Origin of the sequence: Candidatus Moranella endobia PCIT, assembly GCF_000219175.1 — a bacterium.
Lineage (GTDB): Bacteria > Pseudomonadota > Gammaproteobacteria > Enterobacterales > Enterobacteriaceae > Moranella > Moranella endobia.
Genome location: NC_015735.1, coordinates 79256 through 104781 on the forward strand (window position 1 = coordinate 79256; position 25526 = coordinate 104781).

The 25526-nt window shown below is 41.7% G+C and carries 17 protein-coding genes and 1 pseudogene; 7 read left to right on the plus strand and 11 right to left on the minus strand.

Going from position 1 to position 25526, the window contains the following annotated elements; genetic code table 11:
* Positions 1–2: 2 nt before the first annotated feature.
* The 3 genes from nuoC to ndhC are packed head-to-tail and all read right to left on the minus strand — an operon-like array spanning position 3 to position 2989.
* Entirely contained in the window at positions 3–1793 is a 1791-nt protein-coding gene (gene nuoC, locus MEPCIT_RS00365) for an NADH-quinone oxidoreductase subunit C/D (RefSeq protein ID WP_013975484.1), read from the minus strand.
* 59 nt (positions 1794–1852) lie between these two features.
* Positions 1853–2527: a NuoB/complex I 20 kDa subunit family protein gene (locus tag MEPCIT_RS00370; protein WP_013975485.1), complete on the minus strand. Its 675-nt coding sequence runs from the start codon at positions 2525–2527 to the stop codon at positions 1853–1855.
* A gap of 12 nt (positions 2528–2539) precedes the next feature.
* Positions 2540–2989 (minus strand): NADH-quinone oxidoreductase subunit A, encoded by a 450-nt coding sequence (gene ndhC, locus MEPCIT_RS00375; RefSeq protein ID WP_015580541.1) that lies wholly within the window; start codon positions 2987–2989, stop codon positions 2540–2542.
* A gap of 643 nt (positions 2990–3632) precedes the next feature.
* Between ndhC and MEPCIT_RS00380 the strand changes: the two genes are divergently transcribed.
* Both MEPCIT_RS00380 and mreC read left to right on the plus strand, forming a co-directional pair.
* The gene (locus MEPCIT_RS00380; protein ID WP_013975487.1) at positions 3633–4679 is read left to right on the plus strand and encodes a rod shape-determining protein; all 1047 of its coding nucleotides are present in this window, start codon (positions 3633–3635) and stop codon (positions 4677–4679) included.
* Between the two features lie 88 nt (positions 4680–4767).
* Positions 4768–5640, plus strand: coding sequence for a rod shape-determining protein MreC (gene mreC / locus MEPCIT_RS00385; protein WP_041186151.1), 873 nt, complete (start codon positions 4768–4770; stop codon positions 5638–5640).
* Positions 5641–5950: 310 nt separating this feature from the next.
* Here mreC and serS read toward each other — a convergent pair whose 3' ends face one another.
* From serS to ileS, 6 genes are all read right to left on the minus strand, one after another.
* The gene (gene serS, locus MEPCIT_RS00390) at positions 5951–7243 is read right to left on the minus strand and encodes a serine--tRNA ligase (protein ID WP_013975489.1); all 1293 of its coding nucleotides are present in this window, start codon (positions 7241–7243) and stop codon (positions 5951–5953) included.
* 440 nt (positions 7244–7683) lie between these two features.
* A complete protein-coding gene (gene carB / locus MEPCIT_RS00395) occupies positions 7684–10908 on the minus strand; it encodes a carbamoyl-phosphate synthase large subunit (protein WP_013975490.1) in 3225 nt (1074 codons plus the stop codon).
* Between the two features lie 64 nt (positions 10909–10972).
* Positions 10973–12118 carry a glutamine-hydrolyzing carbamoyl-phosphate synthase small subunit gene (carA, locus tag MEPCIT_RS00400; protein ID WP_101674152.1) on the minus strand — a complete coding sequence of 382 codons (1146 nt, stop codon included), beginning with the start codon at positions 12116–12118 and terminating at the stop codon, positions 10973–10975.
* Between the two features lie 210 nt (positions 12119–12328).
* Positions 12329–13156, minus strand: coding sequence for a 4-hydroxy-tetrahydrodipicolinate reductase (gene dapB / locus MEPCIT_RS00405; RefSeq protein ID WP_013975492.1), 828 nt, complete (start codon positions 13154–13156; stop codon positions 12329–12331).
* A gap of 103 nt (positions 13157–13259) precedes the next feature.
* Positions 13260–13748 carry a signal peptidase II gene (lspA, locus tag MEPCIT_RS00410; protein ID WP_013975493.1) on the minus strand — a complete coding sequence of 163 codons (489 nt, stop codon included), beginning with the start codon at positions 13746–13748 and terminating at the stop codon, positions 13260–13262.
* Positions 13748–16564: an isoleucine--tRNA ligase gene (gene ileS, locus MEPCIT_RS00415; protein ID WP_013975494.1), complete on the minus strand. Its 2817-nt coding sequence runs from the start codon at positions 16562–16564 to the stop codon at positions 13748–13750. Before ileS ends, lspA begins: the two co-directional genes overlap by 1 nt.
* Positions 16565–17063: 499 nt before the next feature.
* On the opposite strand from ileS, the gene rpsT reads away from it, so the two are divergent.
* A complete protein-coding gene (rpsT, locus tag MEPCIT_RS00420) occupies positions 17064–17345 on the plus strand; it encodes a 30S ribosomal protein S20 (RefSeq protein WP_013975495.1) in 282 nt (93 codons plus the stop codon).
* 38 nt (positions 17346–17383) lie between these two features.
* Here rpsT and dnaJ read toward each other — a convergent pair whose 3' ends face one another.
* Positions 17384–18493, minus strand: a complete 1110-nt coding sequence (gene dnaJ, locus MEPCIT_RS00425) for a molecular chaperone DnaJ (RefSeq protein WP_015580545.1) — start codon at positions 18491–18493, stop codon at positions 17384–17386.
* A 120-nt stretch (positions 18494–18613) separates the two neighbouring features.
* Positions 18614–20512 (minus strand): molecular chaperone DnaK, encoded by a 1899-nt coding sequence (dnaK, locus tag MEPCIT_RS00430; protein WP_013975497.1) that lies wholly within the window; start codon positions 20510–20512, stop codon positions 18614–18616.
* Positions 20513–20895: 383 nt separating this feature from the next.
* On the opposite strand from dnaK, the pseudogene MEPCIT_RS00435 reads away from it, so the two are divergent.
* From MEPCIT_RS00435 to tsaE, 4 genes and pseudogenes are all read left to right on the plus strand, one after another.
* Positions 20896–21648, plus strand: a pseudogene (locus tag MEPCIT_RS00435) (Nif3-like dinuclear metal center hexameric protein).
* A 736-nt stretch (positions 21649–22384) separates the two neighbouring features.
* Positions 22385–23551 (plus strand): ADP-forming succinate--CoA ligase subunit beta, encoded by a 1167-nt coding sequence (gene sucC, locus MEPCIT_RS00440; protein WP_013975498.1) that lies wholly within the window; start codon positions 22385–22387, stop codon positions 23549–23551.
* The gene (sucD, locus tag MEPCIT_RS00445; RefSeq protein ID WP_013975499.1) at positions 23551–24426 is read left to right on the plus strand and encodes a succinate--CoA ligase subunit alpha; all 876 of its coding nucleotides are present in this window, start codon (positions 23551–23553) and stop codon (positions 24424–24426) included. The genes sucC and sucD overlap by 1 nt, the downstream gene beginning before the upstream one ends.
* A 283-nt stretch (positions 24427–24709) precedes the next feature.
* On the plus strand, positions 24710–25189 hold the full coding sequence (tsaE, locus tag MEPCIT_RS00450; protein WP_013975500.1) for a tRNA (adenosine(37)-N6)-threonylcarbamoyltransferase complex ATPase subunit type 1 TsaE: 480 nt from the start codon (positions 24710–24712) through the stop codon (positions 25187–25189).
* Positions 25190–25526: the final 337 nt, after the last annotated feature.

Genomic DNA, 25526 nt, shown 5'->3' on the forward strand with positions numbered 1-25526 from the left:
CTTTATCGGTCCACATCAGACATCACAAAATCAATACTGCCTAGATATGCGATCAAATCAGACAATAGACTACCGCGTATTACCGAGGGAATCTGTTGTAAATGAGGAAAACTAGGGGTACGAATGCGTGTCCGGTAACTCATCGTGTTACCATCACTGGTTAAATAATAACTATTGATGCCCTTGGTGGCTTCAATCATTTGAAATGATTCATTAGCTGGCATCACTGGTCCCCAGGAAACCTGGAGAAAGTGCGTAATCAAAGTTTCTATGTGTTGCAACGTGCGCTCCTTTGGTGGCGGAGTTGTTAGCGGATGGTCTGCCTTGAATGGCCCCATCGGCATATTGTTCAGACACTGTTCAAGAATACGTAGACTTTGGCGTATCTCTTCCAACTTCAGCATAACACGACTGTAGCAGTCGCTTATGCCATTGCCAATTGGTACTTCGAAGTCAAAATGTTCATAACCGGAATAAGGGCGCCATTTTCGCACGTCGAAATTGATACCAGTCGCGCGTAGCGCCGCGCCAGTAACCGCCCATTCTAACGCTTCTTTTGCGCCGTAGGCGGCAACGCCCTCTGTACGAGCACGTAGAACACTGTTCCTCAAAGCTACTTTGACATAGTTATCCAAACGTTTTGGCAGCCAGTCAAGACATTCACGCAGCAGAACTTCCCAACCACGCGGCAGATCTTGCGCTACACCACCGATACGAAACCAGGCTGGATGCATACGAAAACCAGTAATCGCCTCGACGACATCATAAATTTTTTGACGATCTGTAAACATCAGAAATACTGGCGTCATACCACCTATGTCCTGAATATAGGTACTAATATACAGAAGATGGCTATTGATGCGGAATAGCTCAGATAGCATCACCCGTATTACGTTAACGCGTTCTGGTACTACGATACCAGCTAACTTTTCTACTGCAAGTACGTACGGCATTTCATTGACGCAACCACCTAGATATTCGACACGGTCAGTATAGGGAATATAGCTATGCCAGGATTGTCGCTCACCCATCTTTTCGGCACCGCGGTGGTGATAACCAATATCTGGCACACAATCAACAATTTCTTCGCCGTTAAGCTGCAAAATGATGCGGAAGGCGCCGTGGGATGAAGGGTGATTTGGCCCAAAATTGAGGAACATACATTCCTCGTTACCATTGCTGCGCTTCATGCCCCAATCTTCAGGCTTGAAAATTAGCCCTTCCATCTCCAAATCTGCTTGTTGCTTAGTGAGAATAAAGGGATCAAATTCAGTAGCGCGTGCCGGGTAATCTTTACGAAGTGGATGTCCAGTCCAGTTTTTCGGCATTATGATGCGTGTTAGGTGCGGATGGCCTTCAAATGTTACGCCAAACATGTCCCAGGTTTCGCGCTCATACCAGTTAGCATTAGGGAAAATATTGGTGCAGGTTGGTAGACGCAAATCTTTTTCCATTAGCGCTACCTTTAACATAATATCGCTATTACGTTCAATAGAAATCAAATGATAAAAAATAGTAAAATCTGCTGCTGGTAAGCCATTCCTGTGGGTACGCAGGCGCTCGTCTACCCCATGCAAGTCATATAGCATAACATATGGTTGCGGTAATGTTTTCAACAAAAGCATTATACAAATGATTTGCTCACGCTTAACCCAAACTACTGGAATACCGGTACGAGTAGGTTGCATACTGATCAAACCAGAACCGAAATGTTTATGCAACTCGCCAAATACTGGATCATCTTTATGATCCGGTATTTGGTAGTCTGAATTATGCCTTATCGATGCTATCATAATTACTGTTATATTTAATTTATCTAGTAGTAGCTAAAGCTAACATACGTATCCGCAAATTAGATTTCTTCTGGATTACGTAGATGGGTAACATTGATACGCTCACCATACTTACGTTGACGTTCCGAATCTATATTTGCACGGTATATGCCCTGATCACCAACCACCCAGGATAACGGACGACGTTCTTTGCTGATAGAATCTTTAAGTAGCAGTAGCGCTTGAATATATGCCTCAGGGCGTGGCGGACATCCTGGAATATATACATCTACTGGTAGAAATTTATCTACTCCCTGTACTACGGAATAAATATCGTACATACCACCGGAATTGGCACAAGCTCCCATGGAAATAACCCATTTGGGTTCCAGCATCTGGTCGTACAAACGCTGGATGATGGGAACCATCTTCGTAAAAGGCGTTCCAGCTACTACCATGAAATCTGCCTGCCGCGGTGAGGCACGTATAACTTCAGCTCCAAAGCGAGCAACGTCATGCACAGCGGTAAAAGCAGTAGTCATTTCAACATAGCAACAAGATAAACCAAAATTATAGGGCCAAAGCGAATTACTGCGTCCCCAGTTCACAGCATTGTGCAGCACACTCTTCAACTTGCTTAAATAAACACTACTTTGAACATGTTGTTCCAGCGGATCTGCCACAATTTTCTCCTTTTGCAAAGGATATCGTTCATGGTTGCCTTCTGGCTCAGCGCGGGTGAGGGTGTAATCCATTTTACAACCTCGCTATGACTGATAAAAAGATTGTGAATTGCCAATTGGACATACTGAACGCCCTAGGCGCAACAACCTAGATCGTTCCGGCGTCCAATCAAGTGCACCAATACCAATCAAGTAAAATAAACCAGACAAAAGAATAACAATAAAGATTGTTGCCTCAATAAAACCAATCCAGCCTACTTCACGTACCGCAATGGACCAGGTATATAAATATAGTGCTTCAACGTCAAAAATAACAAAAAACATCGCTACTAAGTAGAATTTGGCGGGAAAAAGCAATCTTGCGGTTCCAAAAGGATCAATCCCAGATTCAAATGGTATGTTTTTTGTTCTTGCCTGGGCACGTCCACCTAGCAGAGAACCTAAAATGAGCATAACCGTACATAATCCAAACGTACTCAGAAAGAATATGATAACAGCCCAAGAATGAATGTTAATAACTGTAGTTAGAGACATTTTATGTTACCCATGTCAAATGACAATTTGAAGCTTATTATTTAACATTAACAATGTTAATGGTAAAAAAACTAATCTAAAAAAACATAATAAATGTGTAAACTAGCAATCGTTCGTCTAATTTTACTAATGTAACGAACAAAGACTATTAAAGCAGACTATAAATATTATTCTTACACTTATTTTTAACTAGCAGTAGATAAATTTTACGTTGAGTACTTTAAGTAGGTATCTAAAATAACTGTAGGTGGAATTGATTGGCTACTGGGGACGAAGTCAGATAACGTTAAGCGAATAGTACTCCACGGTTAATATGCTAGCTAATACGCAGCATATTTTATTTCTGTTTGCCGTTTTAACCCTACCTAACTAAATATACCAGTCGAACTAGGTTAAAGACAAGTGGTTAACCTGTCCTCTACCAATTAAAGTTGATGGTTGATGAAAGATAAAAATTTTGTTTACATAGATTGTATTTAGAACTTTACTTAAAAAGTTTTATTAAGACTACCTATGTCTTAGACGTCTACTACATTAGTAGTATTTTAACATGATGTACGAATATGTCAAGGTTACTATTTCTAGTGTTTGATACTTTAGGTAAATATAATTGGTTCGTTTAAGACAGGATTATACTTTAATTATGTTTAAAAAAATTCGTGGTATTTTTTCCAATGATTTATCAATTGACCTTGGTACGGCCAATACTCTTATTTATGTTAAAGGACAGGGTATTATACTGAATGAACCTTCAGTCGTAGCTATTCGTCAAGATCGTGCTGGTTCTCCCAAAAGAGTTGCGGCAGTTGGCCATGAAGCAAAACAAATGCTAGGACGGACGCCTGGTAATATTGCGGCTATCCGTCCAATGAAAGATGGTGTTATAGCCGACTTCTTTGTTACTGAAAAAATGCTGCAGCATTTTATCAAACAGGTTCACAGTAATAGCTTCATGCGACCCAGCCCACGCGTATTAGTGTGTGTGCCAGTAGGAGCCACTCAAGTAGAACGCCGTGCAATTCGCGAATCAGCCCAAGGCGCTGGCGCTCGTAAAGTACTTTTGATCGAAGAACCGATGGCCGCGGCAATTGGTGCCGGCATGCCGGTCTCCGAAGCAACTGGATCGATGGTAGTAGATATTGGTGGCGGTACTACTGAGGTTGCAGTCATCTCACTTAATGGTGTCGTGTACTCTTCTTCCGTGCGTATTGGCGGCGATCGCTTTGATGAAGCTATCATTAGCTATGTACGCCGAAATTACGGCTCTCTTATTGGCGAAGCCACAGCTGAGCGTATTAAACACATGATTGGATCTGCCTATCCAGACGACAATGAAGTGCGCAATATTGAGGTACGCGGCCGTAATATGGCAGAAGGTGTGCCGCGCAGCTTCAATTTGAACTCAAATGAAATACTAGAAGCACTACAGGAACCGTTAACTGGTATTGTTAGTGCTGTGATGGTAGCGCTGGAACAATGCCCTCCGGAGCTCGCATCTGATATTTCAGAGCGCGGTATGGTCCTTACAGGCGGGGGTGCACTGTTGCGTAATCTTGAGCAACTTCTGAAGGAAGAAACTGGCATTCCCGTGGTTGCAGCAGAAGATCCTCTAACCTGTGTCGCTCGCGGCGGTGGTAAGGCGCTGGAGATGATCGATATGCACGGCGGTGATTTATTTAGTGAAGAATAAATAATATGTATCTAAACATAGAATAATAGTCCGAGCAAATATAGGCTTTGCCGGCGGGATATAGTTTTGTTAATAAAACGTATAGTGTATGAAGTCTATTTTCAGCAGAGGTGCTTCTCTGCAACCGAGATTTTTGCTGACATTGATGATAGCTATTGTTGCCATCATTGCCGATAGTAGGCTGTTAGTTAAAATCCGTACGGATACAGTTGTCAGTCCCTTCTTTTTGTTGGCAAAAAATTCGCGTCAGATGCTGGATAATGTTTTACAGACACTAGCGAACCGCACCCAAATGAAGCTAGAAAACCGTGCACTACGTCATGAGTTGCTATTTAAAAATAGTGAACTATTACTACTAGGTCAGTATCAACAGGAAAATGCTTGGCTGAACGAACTACTGAGGTTCGCCCTGGCCCAAGAACACAAGATGATTACCAAAGTAATTACTGCCAGTACTGATCCTTATAGTAATCAGTTAGTAATCGACAAGGGTATTGATAATGGCATTTATATCAGCCAACCAGTTATCAATAACAAAGGTGTGGTGGGACAGGTAATCTACGTAAGTAAGTTTACTAGTCGTGTATTGTTGATATGCGATGCATCTCACGCACTGCCAATACAAGTTCTACGTAACGGTATTCGCGTAATAATTACTGGCCATGGCTGTGCAGAAGAGTTAAAAATAGAGTATTTACCATATAATATCGATATTCGCGTTGGCGATATGCTAGTAACTTCTGGTTTAGATGGTTACTTCCTGGAAGGATATCCGGTAGCAGTAGTTTCATCGGTAAAAATTGATCCTCAACGCGCTTATACAGTTATTCATGCACGCCCAACTGCTAACCTACAGAGACTAAACTATTTGCTGTTGTTATGGGATATAGATCATAGTAGCAAAGTGCCATATTACCCTTACAAAGGGCATAGGATAGTAGTTCATAACAGTTTGATATAACTACTAATCAAATAGGTATTGCTGTAGCAGCTGCCTAACATAATAGGAATACACTACCAGCTATGTGCGATGGCGCTAGACACTGATTCTGATATTGTTCTCATTGACCACTAAAACTAAGATGATAGTCTGCTGATAGTTGAATTTTTTTATTAATCTTTAATTTAACTAATGAATATTTTGGAACAGTTTTGTGGATGGCCTATTATGGTATGGACTGTTTTTACTAAGGATCTTCTTAACAGAAGATCCTTAGTAAAACATATAGTAAATGTACAAATTAAGCAATAATCAAGAAATAACTAGTCTTTTAACCAATATGAGTCAGACCGTTCATATACGACTGTATAACAACCGGTATTTTAATACGTCCATCTGCTAACTGATAGTTTTCCAGTACCGCCATCAAAGTTCGACCAACAGCAAGTCCAGATCCGTTAAGGGTATGTACTAGCTGTAGTTTTTTTTTATGTTTGCTACGATAACGCACCTGCATACGGCGCGCCTGGAAATCACCTATATTAGAGCAGGAGGAAATTTCTCGGTAGGTATTTTGTGCGGGCAACCATACTTCAAGATCGTAAGTTTTGCAGGAAGCAAAACCCAGATCGCCAGTACACAGCAAGACTTTACGGTATGGTAACTGCAGCAATTGCAGCACCTTTTCGGCATGACCAGTTATCTCTTCTAGAGCTTGCATCGATTGTGACGGTTTCACTACTTGCACAATTTCTACTTTGTCGAACTGATGCATGCGAATTAGCCCGTGGGTATCGCGACCATAAGAGCCAGCTTCGTAGCGGAAACACGGTGTATGTGCAGTCATTTTCAGCGGTAATATATTTTCTTCAATTATCTCATTGCGTCTTAAGTTAATTAACGGTACTTCCGCAGTTGGAATCAGAGCATAGGTATGGGTTTCAACTTCTTCACTGAAAGGCTGGGCATAAAATAGATCAGCAGCAAACTTCGGTAGTTGTCCAGTTCCGTATAATGAAGATTGATTCGCTAGATAAGGTAGATAATGTTCAATATAGCCGTGTTGTTCAGTATGAAGATCCAACATGAACTGAGTTAAAGCCCGGTGTAAGCAGGCAATTTTACCTCGCATTACTACAAAACGTGAGCCAGTTAACTTCACCGCCGCGGCAAAATCTAGCCCGCCAGACATTTCACCCAACTCCACATGATCGCGAATGGGGAAATCGTATTTTTGTTGTTCACCCCAGCGTGAAACCTCCAAATTATCATGTTCATTAAAGCCATCTGGCACATCATCGGAGGGTAGATTGGGCAAAGACAGCGCGTATTCAAGGATTTCGTTCTTTATACTTTCTAATGCTATTTTAGTAGTATTCAAACGAACACATAACTGATTGCTCTCTTGGCGCAGTGATTCTAGATCTTCACCACGATATTTAGCAGCACCGATTGCCTTAGAATATGCATTGCGTTTAGCTTGTAGATGTTCAGTTTCAACCTGGAGCACTTTGCGTTGCGCCTCTTGCTTACGCACGTAAGTTACATCAAGTTTGCATTTTCTTCGAGCTAATTTTTCCGTGACTACGTCTAGATCATTACGCAGTAAATGGGGATCAAGCATGCTAGTCCTATAATGATGATTATTAGATGTGCGATTACACTATAAAGTTATAGCAGTGCTCAGTTCCGAGCGGCGGATACTAATCCATAATTTTTTAAATGCTACCGTAACCGTGAGTTTTGTAGCTTGTGAATAGGTAATTTCATCTCGTGCGACTAGATAAGCAATATTCTTAACTTTGTATTTTCTAGCCCGTACCTTGTTGATAAATCAGTAAAGCAAAATGGTCTGGTCAAATATAATTAATCAGAACTATTTTACATGGCAAGGTAATCATTCTAAATATTATACAATAATAAGCAAAAAATTAATAAATAAATCTCGGCTCTATATGACTTGAGTTATTATATTAGATAAATATACCTCCATCAAAAAGAGCAAAAAACAATAACAAAGGGTGCTATCACACCATACCATTTTCACATTATTGGTAAGCTGATTCAGCCAGTGATTTGTGCATGCATTTCCTGCAACGAAATAACTTGCGCAGTGGCATCGGCGTCCAGAGACATCACAGTAGCTAATCCACCATTTAAAGTAGTATCATAATGCACTTTATACTGCAAAGCACTACGACGAATTAGTTTCGAATCCTCTATTGCCTGACGACCGGAGGTTGTATTAATAATGTAGCTGTATTCACCGTTTTTTATTCTATCCTGAATATGTGGTCGTCCTTCATGAACTTTATTAACTAAACGCGAGTTGATACCAGATTCACCTAGAATCATTGCCGTGCCATAGGTAGCATCTATCTTAAAGCCGTGTTTAATAAGCTTAGTCGCTAAATCCACCACTCGAGCTTTATCATTATCACGAACAGATAATAGCGCGCGACCACTGTGCTCCATGCGAGACTGAATACCGAGCATTGCCTTGGCAAAGGCTTCAGAAAAAGTACGGCCAACTCCCATCACTTCACCAGTAGAACGCATTTCTGGCCCTAGGATAGGATCAACTTCAGGAAATTTATAAAACGGTAGTACCACCTCTTTCACGGAGTAGTAAGGTGGTATGATTTCACGTGTTACACCCTGTTCTGCGAGTGATTTACCAACCATAACCCGTGCAGCTACTTTTGCCAAAGCTACGCCAGTAGCTTTGGACAAAAATGGTATCGTGCGCGCGGCGCGTGGGTTGACCTCAATTAGGTACACTTCATGGTTTTTCACCGCGAACTGAACATTTATCAAGCCCTTGACTTGCAGCTCAATAGCAATTTTTTCTACTTGCTGGCGCATAACATTTTGAATTTCATGGTTTAGCGTGTACGCTGGTAATGAACAAGCAGAGTCACCAGAGTGCACACCAGCCTGCTCAATATGTTCCATAATGCCGCCGATGAGCAAGTTTTCACCATCGTAAACTGCGTCTACATCTACTTCTACCGCATCATCTAGGAAACGGTCAAGCAATACCGGTGCATTGTTAGATACTTGAATCGCACTATTGAAGTAGCGCAGTAGATCCGTGTCGTCGTAGACGATTTCCATTGCTCTGCCGCCAAGAACGTAAGAAGGACGAACAACCAGTGGATAACCGATATTGGCGGCTTCTTCTAATGCTTGTTCAATAGTTGTGACTGTAGTATTAGCTGGTTGTTTTAACCCCAACCGCTCGACCAACTGCTGGAAACGCCCCCGGTCTTCTGCTTGGTCTATAGAATCAGGGCTGGTGCCAATTACTGGTACACCGAAAGCTTCCAGCGCGCTAGCTAATCTTAGCGGTGTTTGGCCGCCGTACTGTACAATAATGCCATGGGGCTTTTCGATACGAACAATTTCTAGGACGTCTTCTAACGTTACTGGTTCAAAGTAAAGACGATCTGAAGTATCGTAATCGGTTGACACTGTTTCAGGGTTACAGTTTACCATGATTATTTCGTAACCGTTTTCTCGCAACGCCAATGAAGCGTGTACACAGCAGTAGTCAAACTCAATGCCTTGACCTATTCGGTTCGGACCACCACCTAGCACCATAATTTTTTGTCGATCTGTATGTGGCTTAGATTCACATTCTGCTTCATAGGTTGAGTACATATAGGCAGTATCGGTAGCGAATTCGGCAGCGCAGGTATCGACACGTTTATACACTGGGTGTAAATTATAGCTTTCGCGCAATTTACGAATGTCAGCTTCTGAAATACCAACTAAAGTTGCTAACCGCGCATCGGAAAAGCCTTTACTTTTTAACTTACTAAGATAATCGGCGCTAAGGGCAGTAACACCACGCTCTACCAAATCGTTTTCAAATATGACCAACTCCTCAATTTGCACTAGGAACCAACGGTCGATATGAGTCAAGTTAAATACCGCCTCGACAGACATGCCAAAGCGGAAAGCATCTGCTATATACCATATGCGTCTACTTCCCGCGTCTTTTAGCTCGCGCCTTATAGTAATCAAAGCTTCAGGATCATCACGGTTGACGACTGGATCGAAACCGCTAGCGCCTACTTCCAGTCCGCGCAGTGCTTTTTGTAGCGACTCTTGCTGGGTGCGACCAATAGCCATGACTTCGCCCACAGATTTCATCTGAGTAGTCAGACGGTCATTGGTACCAGCGAGTTTCTCAAAGTTGAATCGTGGAATTTTAGTAACAACGTAATCAATCGACGGTTCGAAAGAGGCAGGCGTGCGGCCACCGTTGATGTCATTCAACAACTCATCAAGAGTATACCCAACAGCCAATTTAGTTGCCACTTTGGCGATAGGGAAACCGGTAGCCTTAGAAGCAAGTGCTGAGGAGCGAGAAACACGAGGGTTCATCTCAATAATTACAAGACGTCCCGTGTTTGGATTGACTGCAAATTGAACGTTAGATCCACCAGTTTCGACACCAATTTCACGTAATACCGCCATGGCTGCATTACGCATAATTTGGTATTCTTTATCACTCAGGGTTTGCGCTGGCGCTACAGTTATAGAGTCTCCGGTGTGTATGCCCATTGGATCAACATTTTCAATAGAACAAACTATAATGCAGTTATCTTTTTTATCGCGCATCACTTCCAATTCATATTCTTTCCAACCAATAAGCGATTCATCAATTATCAGTTCGGTGGTAGGTGACAGATCCAGACCACGCTCGCAAATCTTCTCAAACTCTTCGCTATTATAGGCAATACCACCACCGGTTCCACCCATAGTGAAGGACGGGCGTATAATGCATGGAAATTCAACAGTTTTCGCCACTGCAAATGCTTCATCCATGGTATGGGCAATTCCGGAGCGGGCAGTTTCTAGACCAATTTTTTTCATCGCCTGAGCAAATTGCTGACGGTCTTCCGCTTTATTGATTGCGTTAGCAGTAGCGCCGATCATTTCTACACAAAACTCGGTCAACACCCCCGTTCTCTCTAGTTCGAGCGAACAGTTTAGCGCCGTCTGGCCACCCATAGTCGGTAACAACGCATCTGGCCGCTCTTTTGCAATAATTTTACGAACTATTTCCCAATTAATTGGCTCAATATAAGTAGCATCAGCTATATCAGGATCGGTCATAATAGTGGCAGGGTTAGAATTAACTAACACTACGCGATAGCCCTCTTCGCGTAGAGCTTTGCAAGCTTGAGTACCAGAATAATCAAATTCGCACGCCTGGCCGATAATGATTGGGCCGGCGCCCAGGATCAGGATTTTGTTTAGATCGATACGTTTTGGCATCTCATACTCTTGATACGTTATGTGTCAAATTAAGGAAGGAAGATGGTCTATATATGAGCTGATCTCAAATAGTAGGCTGTAAGCGATAAGAACTGATGAGATCAATAAAATGGTTAAATAATGGCGAGGCATCCTGTGGTCCAGGACTAGCTTCGGGATGACCCTGAAAACTGAATGCTGGCTTATCTATGCGGTGTAAACCCTGTAGCGTGCCATCAAAAAGTGACTTATGGGTTACCCTGAGCATTACTGGTAGTGTCTTTTCCTCTACCGCAAAACCATGGTTCTGGGCGGTAATCATTACTCTGTCCGTATCCAAATCTTTTACCGGATGATTACTACCGTGGTGACCAAACTGCAGCTTAACTGTCTTAGCACCGCTTGCCAAAGCGAGTAATTGATGGCCTAGGCAAATACCAAATATTGGAATTTCGGTAGTAAGAAAAGTTTTGATAGCATTAACCGCGTAATCGCATGATTCGGGATCGCCCGGACCATTGGACAAAAAAATACCATCAGGATTCATCATGAGAACAGTTTTAGGTGGAGTTTGCGCTGGAACGACAGTTAAATGACACCCTCGATCAACTAGCATGCGCATTATATTGCGTTTAATACCATAGTCATAGGCAACTACATGATAAGGTAAGTTAGTCGATGGCAAAGGCAATCCACCGTCCAGAGTCCAACTACCTTGGGTCCAGCTATACTGCTCGGTAGTACTAACTTCTTTCGCCAGGTCCATACCTTTAAGACCAGGAAAGGCGCGCGCTTTGCGCAGCGCTAGTTGCGTATCCAGGTGCTTACCCGCAATAACGCAACCATGTTGTGTCCCCTTTTCTCGTAGATAACGAGTCAGCTTACGAGTATCAATATCAGCAATACTGACAATATTTTGCTGCTTTAAATAAGCAGATAAAGACATAGTATCCCGAAAATTACTAGTAATGAGCGGCAAATCACGGATCACTAAAGCACGTGCCTGCACTCGGGATGATTCGTTGTCGGCTTCATTTGTACCAACATTGCCAATATGGGGATAAGTAAGAGTAACAATTTGGTTAGAATATGAAGGATCAGTAAGAATTTCTTGATAGCCAGTGATTGATGTATTAAAAACTACTTCCCCAACCACTATACCATCTACACCAATGGAACGACCATGAAATTCAGTTCCATCTTCCATAACTAACAGCGCCGACTTGATCAACAAACATCCTCCCCTGTAACTGTTACATTACTTTATATCATATTTCTTTCATTGTTTTCTAAAAAGATCATGTTAGAAATTGGTCATGCGACACTTAAATAAATCAGATAAACTTTTAGCAATCGTTTTATAGTGTTACGTTATAATATGCAATACCTTAGATACTAAAAATTAAAATGTATAATAAAAAAGTGTTTCAGAAAAACTGGCCTATAATTTATCGAGATTTAGTACATTCACCATACTAAAGAGACCGTTTTTCTGACTAGCAAGCCAAACTGCCGCACGAACAGCCCCGATAGCAAAAGTCATTCTGCTTGATGCCTTATGAGTTATTTCCAGGCGTTCACCAAGCCCAGCAAACATCGCAGTATGCTCACCAATTATGTCACCTGCCCGTACTGTAGCAAAGCCAATACTTTTTACTTGGCGCTCTCCGGTATGCCCATGACGGCTATAAACCCCACATTGGGTAAGATTTAGCCCTAGAACGCTAGCGATCGTCTCCCCTATTGCCAGCGCGGTGCCTGACGGAGCATCGACTTTTTGACGATGATGAGCTTCGATAATTTCAATATCAGCTTCTTCCCCCATGATCTGCGTCGCTTTTTCCAGTAATTTTAGCATGAGATTAACGCCAACGCTAAAGTTAGCGGTAAAAACAATACCGATCTCTTTTGCTGCCGCGTTAATAATTTCCTTCTGTCTATCACTGAACCCCGTAGTGCCTATTACGATACCTTTTTGATGCAGTCGGCAAAAATCCAAGTATTTCAGACTAGTTTCAGGACTAGTAAAATCAATAAGAATATCAAAATCATTAGATACCGACGATATATCACTAGTTATTGTTACGCCTAAATCACCAATACCAACTAGTTTACCGGCATCTAAACCATAGAATACTGAATTAGCACGGTTTAGTGCAACGCTCAGTTTCGCCTGTTCAGAATCTGTAACTGCCTGGATTAGTTTGCGTCCCATCCGGCCACTAGCGCCAACTACTGCAATGCGTATTGGTTTATTACTACTACTCATAATCTCTCCAATTATCTGGATCTATCAACTATAGGTATAGGAAACGTAAATTAAATAATCACTTGCAAAGTTCATGCGTTATAATATTTTAACTAATTCTACTCTAACGAGTAGTGTGGCCAACAGGAAGAAAAACCAAACCAAGTATAGCGCCCATGCAAATGCCTATATCCGCCACATTAAATGTCGGCCAGTACCAATCGCCAACATAGAAAATAATAAAATCAATTACAAAACTATGCACCATCCTGTCAAATAAATTGCCAAGAGCTCCGCCGACAATTATAGAGTATACTATATTAGTTAGTATTGCCCGTTTGTCCAAACGATACATAATAACTAAGTGAAATACTATGATTATTACTGAGATGAAGGATAAAATCCAACGTTGCAATTCTCCTTTCTCTGCTAAACAACTAAAGGCAGCGCATGGATTGTGAGCATATGTAAAATTAATAAATGGCATAACTGGCACGGACTCGCTAAGCCAGCAATGCCTCATGACAAACTGCTTGCTACCAATATCAAACAACATAATTACTAATGCTAGCCAAAACCAACTTAGTCCAGTAGACATTATTTTTTTATGCATTAGACAAACTGGCGTGTTTCACCAGGACCAGCAATATTACTGACACAACGACTACAGATGTCCGGATAATCAGCATGCTCACCGAGATTCGTCTTATAATGCCAACATCGCTGGCATTTTTTTCCATTGGCTTTTGCTAAAGAAATTTTAAGTCCATTAATTCCAACACATTGGACAGCATTACTACTGGCAGCAAAATAATCAGCAACTACTGCGCTTGAGGTCAATAGTATAAAGCAAAGTTCATCACCTAATTCACATAATAAGTTAGCAAGAATAGGTTCTGCATAAAGTGTAATTTGAGCTTCTAGTGAACCACCAATCAGTTTATTCGAACGTGCCTGTTCGATGATCTTGTTAGTTTCACTACGTACTTGCAACAAGATTTGCCAAAAATGATTGTTCAAAGGCTGGGCGTTATCCAACCCAAACAGTCCATCATACCACTCTTCAGTAAAAACATATGGTGCTCGTTTGCCAGGCATGAAGCCCCATATTTCATGAGCAGTAAATGGCATTATAGGTGCTATCCAGCGCACTAAACTTTCAATGCTATGATAAAGTGCGGTCTGACCGCTGCGGTGTGCAATGCTTTCAGTTTTAGTAGTATACTGACGATCTTTGACAATATCTAGGTAAAAAGAACCCATTTCAACCGAGCAAAATTGCATCATACGTTGTACAACATGCTGCAAATTATAGCTGTCGTAGGCGGATATAATCTCTACCTGTGCTGCCTGCGCTCGTCCAACAGCCCAGCGATCTAGTACCAACATATGCTCTGAACTGATACTATGGCAAGCTGGATCAAAACCATTAAGGTTAGCCAATAAAAAACGCGCGGTATTGCGTATGCGTCGATAAGTATCAGTGGATCGCTTTAGAATCTCATGTGAAATCGCCATTTCACTAGTATAATCGGTGGAAGCAACCCAAAGACGCAGGATATCAGCTCCTAATTGATCTATTATATATTGCGGACTTACAACATTACCAGCCGATTTGGACATTTTGCGGCCCTGTCCGTCGACGGTAAAACCATGGGTCAGCACCTGACGATATGGCGCCTGGCCATAAATAGCAGTGGAAATCATCAGCGACGACATAAACCACCCGCGATACTGGTCAGCTCCTTCTAGATATAAATCTGGTGTATGGCCAGCAAATTCCTGCCGCACTACCACCACGGTAGCATGAGTAGCACCGGAATCAAACCAAACATCAAGAGTATCAGGGACCTTGTGATAATAGACAGCGTCATCACCCAGAATATCGAAGGGATCTAAATCCCACCATGCTTGAATACCATCTTTTTCAACTAATTGCGCCACGGTTTCTATGAGTTCGATGGTGCGAGGATGCAGTGTTTCGGTGTCATTATGAATAAACAACACCATGGGTACACCCCAGATGCGTTGCCGCGAAATACACCAATCAGGACGTTTAGCCACCATATTTAAGATGTGCGCCTGCCCCCATTCAGGGATCCATTGTACTTTATTGATTTCTGCTATAGTCTGCTCACGCAGACTACAATTATCCATACTGACAAACCACTGTGGTGTAGAACGAAATATTACAGGCGTCTTATGCCGCCAACAGTGCGGGTAGCTGTGCTTGATTTGATCCACATACAATAGTGCACCGCTGTCACGCAATAGATCTATGATGATTGTATTAGCTTTGAATACCTGTAGACCGTCAAGTACTGGCATAGTGCCAGGAATATAGCAACCGTCAGGTCCAATAGAATTAGTTACTTCTAGACCGTATTGTTGGCATATGACATAATCTTCAATACCATGGTCAGGAGCAGTATGTACAGCACCAGTACCAGTATCTAATGTAACATGCTTACCCAGAATAACTGGCACATCAAATTCCATAAAAGGATGGCGAAATCGAAGTAACTCCAGCGCACTGCCTTTGATGCTACCGAGTACCGTCCAATGATTGATGCCAGCGCGTGCCATCACGTTCTCTAATAGAGAAGCGGCTAAAACATAGTTTTGCCCGTAAAATGTTACCAACTGATATTCTAAGTCTGGGTGAACAGTTATTGCACGGCTTACTGGTAAGGTCCAGGGAGTTGTAGTCCAAATCAACAGTGAAATTTGACCGCTTAAAACAGACAAGCCAAACTTACCAGCGACCGTGCTAGTTTCTATTGCTGTAAAAGCAACGTCAATGGAAGGAGAACTGTGGTCATAATACTCAACCTCAGCTTCCGCTAGCGTAGATCGGCAATCGATACACCAATGAACGGGTTTTTCTCCTTTATATAGATGACCATTGGCAATGATCTGGCTAAACGCGCGAATAGTATGTGCTACTGTGGTACAGCTCATTGTTAAGTAAGGATGCTCCCAATCACCAAGCACGCCCAAACGGATGTAATCTTTTTTTTGTTTTTCTACTTGTTCCGCTGCATAAAAACTGCAAGCAGCGCGAAACTCAGCGACGCTTACTTGATCGCCTGGCTTACCGATTAGTTGCTCAACCTTCAGTTCAATTGGTAAACCATGGCAGTCCCAGCCCGGGACATAAGGCGAGTCATAACCCATTAATCCTTTAGATTTAATAATAATATCTTTAAGAATTTTATTCACCGAGTGACCAATATGAATATTGCCATTCGCATACGGAGGACCATCATGCAAAATAAATTTTTTTTTACCTTTTTTAGCGCGGCGGATGATTCCGTAAAGATCTTGATCATACCAGTGCTGTAACATACCAGGCTCACGCTGAGCTAAATCACCGCGCATGGAAAACTCTGTATACGGTAAATTCAGAGTATTTTTATAATCAGCCATTTGACCATCGGTTCCATGTTTGTTTTAAGTATTATGACTATTTGCTAGCAAATAGTCATGTTTACTCTTATAATTTTATTAATTTAACATTTTAACAAATGAAGCGAACCATTTTTTCGTTTGTTCGTTGCTTAATGGTTTGCTAAGGAATATTTCAAGATAGTAATAACAGCAGACTAACAGTTAGTCTGCTGTTATTACTACTTTAGATACACTAAAAGGTAACTAGGCTACCATTACCAAATTTGGGTAACAGTATATCTAGTAGATATATTTATGTTACTAAATCGTAAACGTTTAGCCGAAAACAAATATTTCTGTTGACGACTTTGAACTGGTATTGCAACTATGATTAACCCAAAAAAAAATCCAAACTTGACATAATATTATGTAAATAGCATCGCGCTTATTTATCATGAATAACTTTATTTAACGTGAGATAACTGATATTATTTTATAATGAAAATTTGCATAACTAAATAATTTTAGGAGTTAGGCCTTGGCAAATATCAAATCATCTAAAAAACGTGCAGTACAGTCTGAAAATCGTCGTCAACATAATACTAGTCGTCGCTCTATGATGCGTACCTTTGTAAAACGGGTATACGTTGCTATCGCCGCTGGTAACAAAACAGCAGCTAATAATTCTTTTTGTACAATGCAAAAAATTATTGATCATCAAGCGAGCAAAGGGTTGATCCATAAAAATAAAGCAGCACGTCAAAAATCTAAATTAGCCATTAAACTCAAAGTAATGAGTTCGATACCACAAACAAAGTAAAATATAAGCGTTGACAACGATGCCTATAGCTCGGCGCATCAACTAGTTAAATCATCAAAAAACTTTTTTACTCCGTCGAAAAAGCTTTTAGAACGTGGGCTGTTTTGATTACCGTTTGGTCCTCCAAAACTTGCCTCTAACTCCCGCAATAGCTTTCTCTGAAGCTCATTGAGCTTAACAGGTGTTTCAACTACCACCCGACACAGTAAATCACCTTGCGAACCGCCACGCACAGATTGCACGCCTTTACCCCGCATGCGAAACAATTTACCGGTCTGAGTTTCCGCAGGCACTTTTAGTTTAACTCGGCCATCTAACGTCGGAACTTCAATTTCGCCGCCTAATGCAGCCATTGCAAAGTTAATTGGCACTTCACAAGAAAGGTTATTTTCGTCACGTTCAAATATTGGATGTTTACGTACCTTAACCTGTACATAAAGATCACCAGCGGTAGCTCCATGCTCGCCTGCTTCACCCTCGCCAGTTAAGCGGATACGATCTCCGGTACCCACACCAGCTGGAATTTTCACTGATAACGTTTTGCTTTTTTCTAATCGACCATGACCGTGACATTTAATGCAAGGCTCCTTGATGACCTTACCCTGTCCCTGACAGGTTGGACACGTCTGTTGCACAGCAAAAAAACCCTGGCGCATCTGCACTTGCCCTTGGCCGTGACAGGTTGGACAGTTTACTGCCGAGATTCCTGTCCTAGCTCCACTACCATGGCAAACATCACACTCATCAAGCGTTGGAATACGTATTTCACGTGTTACCCCGCGAACAGCCTCTTCCAATGAAAGCTCAACATTATAGCGTACATCAGCCCCTCTGCCAGAGCGTTGACGCCGACCACCGCCAAAAATATCACCAAACACATCGCCAAAAATATCACCAAAACCGCTTGCACCCATACTGTCATGTTCAAAGGCAGCATGACTATATTGGTCATAAGCAGCACGCTTTTTCTGGTCAGTTAGTACTTCATAAGCTTCTTTTATTTCTTTGAATCTAGCTTCGGCTTTGGCATTTCCTGGATTGCGATCCGGGTGGAATTTCATTGCCAGGCGTTTATAGGCCTTTTTTATTTCACGCTCTTCTGCATCACGGGAAACACCTAAAATCTCATAGTAGTCTGATTTCGCCATTGTATTTTCTTTTCCTGCCATCAACGTGCTCGCACGGGCGCGGAGTTACCTCTACGCCCGTGCCTGTAAACAACAGCGGCAGCATTCGCCGCCGCTGTACCAATCATTAAGTAAGCACGATTATTTTTTGTCTTTAACTTCTTCAAACTCGGCATCAACTACATCGCTGTCTACCTTGTTACTACTACCTTCTACAGTGTTATCCTTGTGCTGAACTGCCTCTAATAATTGACTGGAAACCTGAATTAAATTCTGCATTTTTTCGTCAATCTTGGCTTTATCCTCTTCTTTCAGAACAGCTTCTAGGTCTTTCAAAGCAACTTCAATAGGAGTCTTAACTTCAGTCGACAGTTTTTCACCAACATCTTCTAGCTGCTTCCGTGTACTATGCAGCATATAATCCGCTTGGTTACGTGTCTGTACTAGCTCTTCAAACTTACGGTCAGATTCTGCGTTTACTTCAGCTTCCTGTACCATTTTCTTGATTTCTGCTTCATTTAGACCCGAAGAAGCCTTAATGGTGATTTTTTGTTCGTGACCACTATTTTTGTCCTTTGCTGAAACATGCAGTATACCATCTGCGTCTATATCAAATGTTACTTCAATCTGTGGTGTGCCACGAATGGCTGGTGCAATACCGTCCAAATTGAACTGGCCTAATGATTTGTTATCACCAGCACGCTTACGCTCACCCTGCAAAACATGAATGGTTACTGCAGACTGATTGTCTTCTGCTGTGGAGAAGATTTGACTATGCTTGGTAGGAATAGTAGTATTTTTGACAATCAGTGGCGTCATAACTCCACCCATGGTTTCAATACCCAAAGAAAGTGGTGTAACGTCCAAAAGCAGCACGTCTTTGACGTCACCTGTTAGCACTCCGCCCTGCACAGCTGCGCCAATAGCAACAGCCTCGTCTGGGTTAACGTCTTTACGCGGCTCTTTCTCAAAGAAGTCAGTAACTTTCTTCTGCACCAGTGGCATGCGGGTCTGCCCACCTACCAATATAACATCTTTAATATCAATTACCGAAAGGCCAGCATCATTTAGAGCTACTTTCAGTGGATCAAGCGTACGATTGACCAGTTCTTCCACCAAAGACTCAAGTTTGGCACGAGTTACTTTCAAGTGCATATGTTTTGGACCCGAACTGTCAGCAGTTATGTACGGTAGATTAACTTCAGTTTGCTGCGCTGATGACAGCTCGATCTTGGCTTTTTCAGCAGCCTCTTTCAAACGCTGCATCGCCAATGGATCGTTACGTAGATCGATACCTTGATCTTTTTTGAATTCATCCACCAGATAATTAATCAATCTACTGTCAAAGTCCTCACCACCCAAATGAGTGTCACCGTTAGTTGCTAGTACTTCAAAAGTTTTTTCTCCTTCAACATCATCAATTTCGATAATAGATATATCAAAAGTTCCGCCACCCAAATCATAGACCGCGATAGTACGGTTACCTGTTTCTTTATCTAGACCATAGGCCAGCGCAGCTGCAGTCGGTTCGTTGATGATACGTTTAACATCCAAACCAGCAATGCGTCCAGCGTCTTTTGTAGCCTGGCGCTGTGTATCATTAAAATAAGCTGGTACGGTAATAACCGCTTCGTTGATTTGTTCACCTAGATAGTCTTCTGCCGTTTTTTTCATTTTTTTCAGAATTTCAGCAGAAATCTGCGGCGGTGCTATTTTCTGACCTTTAACTTCCAGCCAAGCATCACCATTATCCGCTGCAATAATTTTGTATGGCATAATGTTGACATCACGCTGTACTTCTGCATCATGGAAACGACGGCCAATTAGACGCTTGATGGCAAATAATGTATTCTGCGGGTTAGTAACGGACTGACGTTTAGCCGGTTGGCCAACCAGGATTTCACCCTCACGTGTATAAGCAATAATGGAAGGTGTGGTGCGATCACCTTCGCTATTTTCAAGTACGCGAGGTTTTCTACCTTCAATAATTGCTATGCAGGAGTTGGTAGTACCCAAATCGATACCAATGATTTTTCCCATCTAAACATCTCCACTTAAGGTGTAATTTAGTTGCGAACGTGAGCCCAAGCGTCCGAAAAATGTTGAAGTTCTTGCCGCCTGATTATTCAAAATTTAACAACGGCGGGTGCAAATAGGATGGGGTCACACTGCTCTGCATCAAGGGGCTAGAGTAAAAAAAAAATCATATCATATGGATGATGTTTATACTACTAGAGGTTTTCCAACCTAATTCCATGATTAGATAGTTAGTGTAATAGCATAACTATAAGTATGTCACCTAAAAAAAGCATAATTATGCTATTTACTGAGCGCATACTTTAATTATAGTGGGCGCCTTAATATAGACTGATAATATTTGAGTAAGGCACGGGGGGTAAACAAAAAAAAACAGAGGCCAATTGATGCGCAATACCGAATTAGAACAATTAATTAGTAAAAAACTTAATAACAACAGCATCGTACTGAAAGACTATGCGCCTAACGGCCTGCAGGTGGAAGGTCGTCAGGACGTGAACCGTATTGTTACAGGTGTCACAGCCTGTCAAGCGCTTTTAGATAGCGCAATTGCATACTCTGCCGACGCGATAATCGTACACCACGGATATTTCTGGCAAAAAGAGTCACCAGTTATTAATGGTATAAAACGCTGGCGACTGAAAACATTGCTAACAAATGATATTAATTTATATGCCTGGCATTTACCACTGGACACCCACCCTGAAATTGGTAATAACGCACAGCTAGCAGCGGTACTAGATATTACCGTAACCGGTAATCTAGATGAGCCACTTATTATGCAGGGGGAGTTCAATACAAAGATTACCGGAACAGAGCTGCATCGGCGCCTAGAACAAACGTTAAGAGGTAACGTCTTGCACTATGGCGACGGCGGACCGGCATATATAAAAAGGTTGGCCTGGTGTACTGGAGGCGGCCAATGATTTATTGAACTGGCAGCGCAAGCTGGCATGGACGAATTCATTACCGGTGAAGTATCCGAACCGACCATTCATATAGCTAGGGAACATGGAATGCATTTTTATGCCGCTGGCCATCACGCCACTGAAATTGGTGGAATTCATGCACTTGGGAAGTGGCTAGCAAAAAAATATAATTTAGATGTTATTTTTATCAATATACCAAATCCTGCTTAGCTGAAGTTTTTTAAGTGCCCCAAGCTAAATAAATAAACTTTAGTTGGGTAAAAAAAATTAAATTATAAATATATAATATGTAGGCTTTTGACTTGCTCAAAAACCAGGATGCCAAATAATAGCTAGCTACTGTTAGCGTACAATATACTTGTTTAGTTACAATATAATTCTGTTTGATAAAACTTTAATTACCGCTGAAAACGATAAGTTGGTACTATAATTACCAGCGCTTAGGACCGATGCTCTGAAAAATTTTGGTCACAAAACTAGACATCGAACAATCAAAGCATCGTAAAACCACGCTAGTTCAGCGCTGTAAGTAATATTAGTTAAGATTATTAATCTTACCTATTTTTAATAGGTTAGTCGTGTGATTAACAAAATCTTACAACAACTATTGCTAGGTAACATAGTAAATTCAAGTGACTAGGTAACCGTAGCGAAATAGATTTACGTTGACAGAGCTGCTCAGTAGTGGCAAAAATTTTTATCCTTGATTTTATTTGTTTATAGGAAATCTTGAATACATTTACTTCGGACCGCAGTGATAGATGAGTTATTTAGTGCTACTACTTCAGGCTGAATACTGTAGCTATTACTGGTTATGATAAAAGAACAAATAGGTTCTGGAATTTAACGTATGCTCACAGCAACAAAAATTTAACGCTGAATGATCAATTATAGCACTGCGATGAAGCGCCGCTAAAACTTGCCAGATCAATATGGAAATAACATTATGAATGTACATGAATATCAGGCAAAACAGCTATTTGCTCGGTATGGTCTGCCTACTCCGCTTGGATACGTCTGCAAAACGCTACAAGAAGCAGTCGATTTTGCTTCAAAAATTGGCACCGGTCCATGGGTGTTGAAATGCCAAGTGCATGCAGGTGGCCGCGGTAAATCGGGTGGGATTAGAGTGGTTAAATCAAAACAAGAGATCAGAACCTTCATGGAAAAGTGGCTTGGAAAACGACTAGTCACCTATCAGACGGACAAGTCTGGTCAACCAGTTAACGAAATTCTAGTAGAAGCAGCAACTAATATAGCTCAGGAACTATATATTGGAGCCGTCGTCGACCGTTGTACGCGCCGCGTGGTCTTCATGGCATCTACCGAAGGTGGAGTAGAAATTGAACAGGTATCAGAAGATACTCCGCACCTGATTCATAAATTAACAATTGATCCGCTTACTGGTCCGCAACATTATCAAGGAAGAGAGTTAGCTTTTAAATTAAAGCTCAGTGGTAAGCAAATCAATCAGTTCATAAAAATCTTCATGGGTATGGCGACGCTATTTTGGGAACGAGATTTGACGCTGATAGAAATAAACCCGTTGGTGATTACCAGCACTGGCGATCTTCTTTGCCTTGACGGTAAACTAAGCATAGACAACAACGCACTATTCCGCCAGCAGGAACTACGCGAAATGCGTGATTATAGTCAAGAGGATGAACGTGAAGTGCACGCCACCAAGTGGAAACTGAACTATGTGGCGCTTAACGGCAATATCGGTTGTATGGTTAATGGGGCTGGTCTAGCAATGGGGACGATGGATATCATAAAACTGCACGGCGGTGAACCAGCTAACTTCCTTGATATTGGTGGCAGTGCCACTAAGGAACGTGTAACAGAAGCGTTCAAAATAATACTTTCGGATGAAAAGGTAAAAGCGGTGCTGGTAAATATTTTCGGTGGTATTGTCCGCTGTGATTTAAGTGCTGATGGCATCATTAGCGCAGTATCTGAAGTAGGTAATAGCATTCCAGTAGTAGTTCGTCTAGAAGGTAACAATGCCGCACTGGGAACTAAACTATTAGTCGAGAGCGGGCTTAATATCATTGCCGCCACAAGTCTAACCGAAGCAGCACAACAGGTTGTCGCATTGGTGGAGGGTAAGTAGTGGCTATTTTAATTAATAAACAGACCAAAGTCATTTGCCAGGGGTTTACAGGAAGTCAAGGTACTTTTCATTCCAAGCAGGCTATGTCCTATGGCACTAAAATAGTAGGTGGAGTAACGCCTGGCAAAGGTGGCACAGAACATCTTGGTATGCCGGTATTCAATACCGTGCGCGAAGCTATCGAAAAGACCGGAGCAACAACATCTGTTATCTATGTTCCAGCTCCTTTATGCAAGGATTCGATCCTTGAAGCTATTGATGCCGGTATTAAACTAATTGTCTGCATTACTGAAGGTATACCTACGCTAGATATGCTGATAGTAAAAGCTAAGCTGGAGCAAAAGAATCAGGTGCGTATGATCGGACCAAATTGTCCAGGCGTGATTACCCCAGGTGAATGTCTAATTGGTATTATGCCAGGACATATCCATCATCCTGGACGGGTTGGTATTGTGTCACGTTCGGGTACATTGACATATGAAGCGGTTAAGCAAACTACAGATACCGGACTAGGGCAGTCCAGTTGTGTAGGTATTGGCGGCGACCCGATCCCAGGTGTAAGCTTCATTGACATTTTGCAGTTATTTGAAGATGACAAACAGACGGAAGCCATCGTTATGATAGGTGAAATTGGCGGCAACTCAGAAGAAGAGGCCGCCGATTATATCAAGTATCATGTCACCAAGCCAGTGGTTAGTTATATCGCCGGCGTTACAGCCCCGAGAGGAAAACGCATGGGTCATGCTGGCGCCATTATCGCTGGCAGTCAAGGTACTGCAGAAGATAAATTTGTTGCGCTAGAAGCAGCTGGGGTCAACACAGTACGAAACTTAGTCGAAATAGGTACAATGCTAAATGCAATTTTGCAAAATTAAGACACTGTTACAATAACTGCTACAATACAAGCAACAGCACATTAGGACCTAACTAATTGAAAGTTTATTAGGGGCTAACTAAGCTAAGTTGCATTAGTCTGCTGCACACTTGCTAGCCGCTATGAAGCGCATGCTATGATCATAACCGATGTTAGTTAGTAGTAGCCCAGGCCTTTATAACGTGATTAGGCATTAAAGAAGACTGGAAGACTGATGGCAGAAATATTTTAATCCAGCAAACCAAGCAATTAATAACCACATAAACATAAAAAACAGAACAGATATGGGAACAGATGTAATCATCCTATCAGATGAAATAGCTACTGTTGCATTAGGCGCAACAGTAGCTGCAGCCTGCAGAAAAGCCTGTGTAATTTATCTGTATGGCAATATAGGGGTAGGCAAAACCACCTTTTGCCGTGGTTTTTTGCGCCAGCTTGGTTACTCGGGTAATGTAAAAAGCCCAACCTATACACTAGTTGTGCCTTACAAGCTACAGTCTTGGACAATTTATCATTTTGACTTGTATCGCTTAGTAGCTCCAGAGGAGCTTGAATTTATTGGAGTTCGTGACTACTTCGATAATACTGCTCTATGTTTAGTGGAATGGCCACTACGGGGTAAAGGATTCTTGCCTGCCGCGGATATTACTTTGACGCTAGAATATCACCTAGATGGCCGGCAGGCTAAGGTGCAAGCTCTAAGCAACCAAGGGGAGCTTATGCTATCCAAGCTAATACTACAGCAGGAAACGTTACCATGATGCAGGTGATGAATATCAATTTTATGCCCAAAATATTACATTTGGTAAAACCAGTGAATACTAGGTACTAGTATTTAAGTTGACCCCAAAATCATTTGTGACAAAAACTATACCAAAGCCAAGATCGATAAAAACCATTGAGAATACAAAAAACGATCATAAATACGCATGTGTTACTACCAACAATAGCCAAGAATTATGCTAGTAGAAATATGTAGTTTATATTCGTGAATATAGGTTGGCTTGCACTCTTATTTACGAGTTAATACAATACATATAATCCATTCTGTAACTGACAGTCACCTGAAAGTGGCGAGCTACCACTTAATATATCACA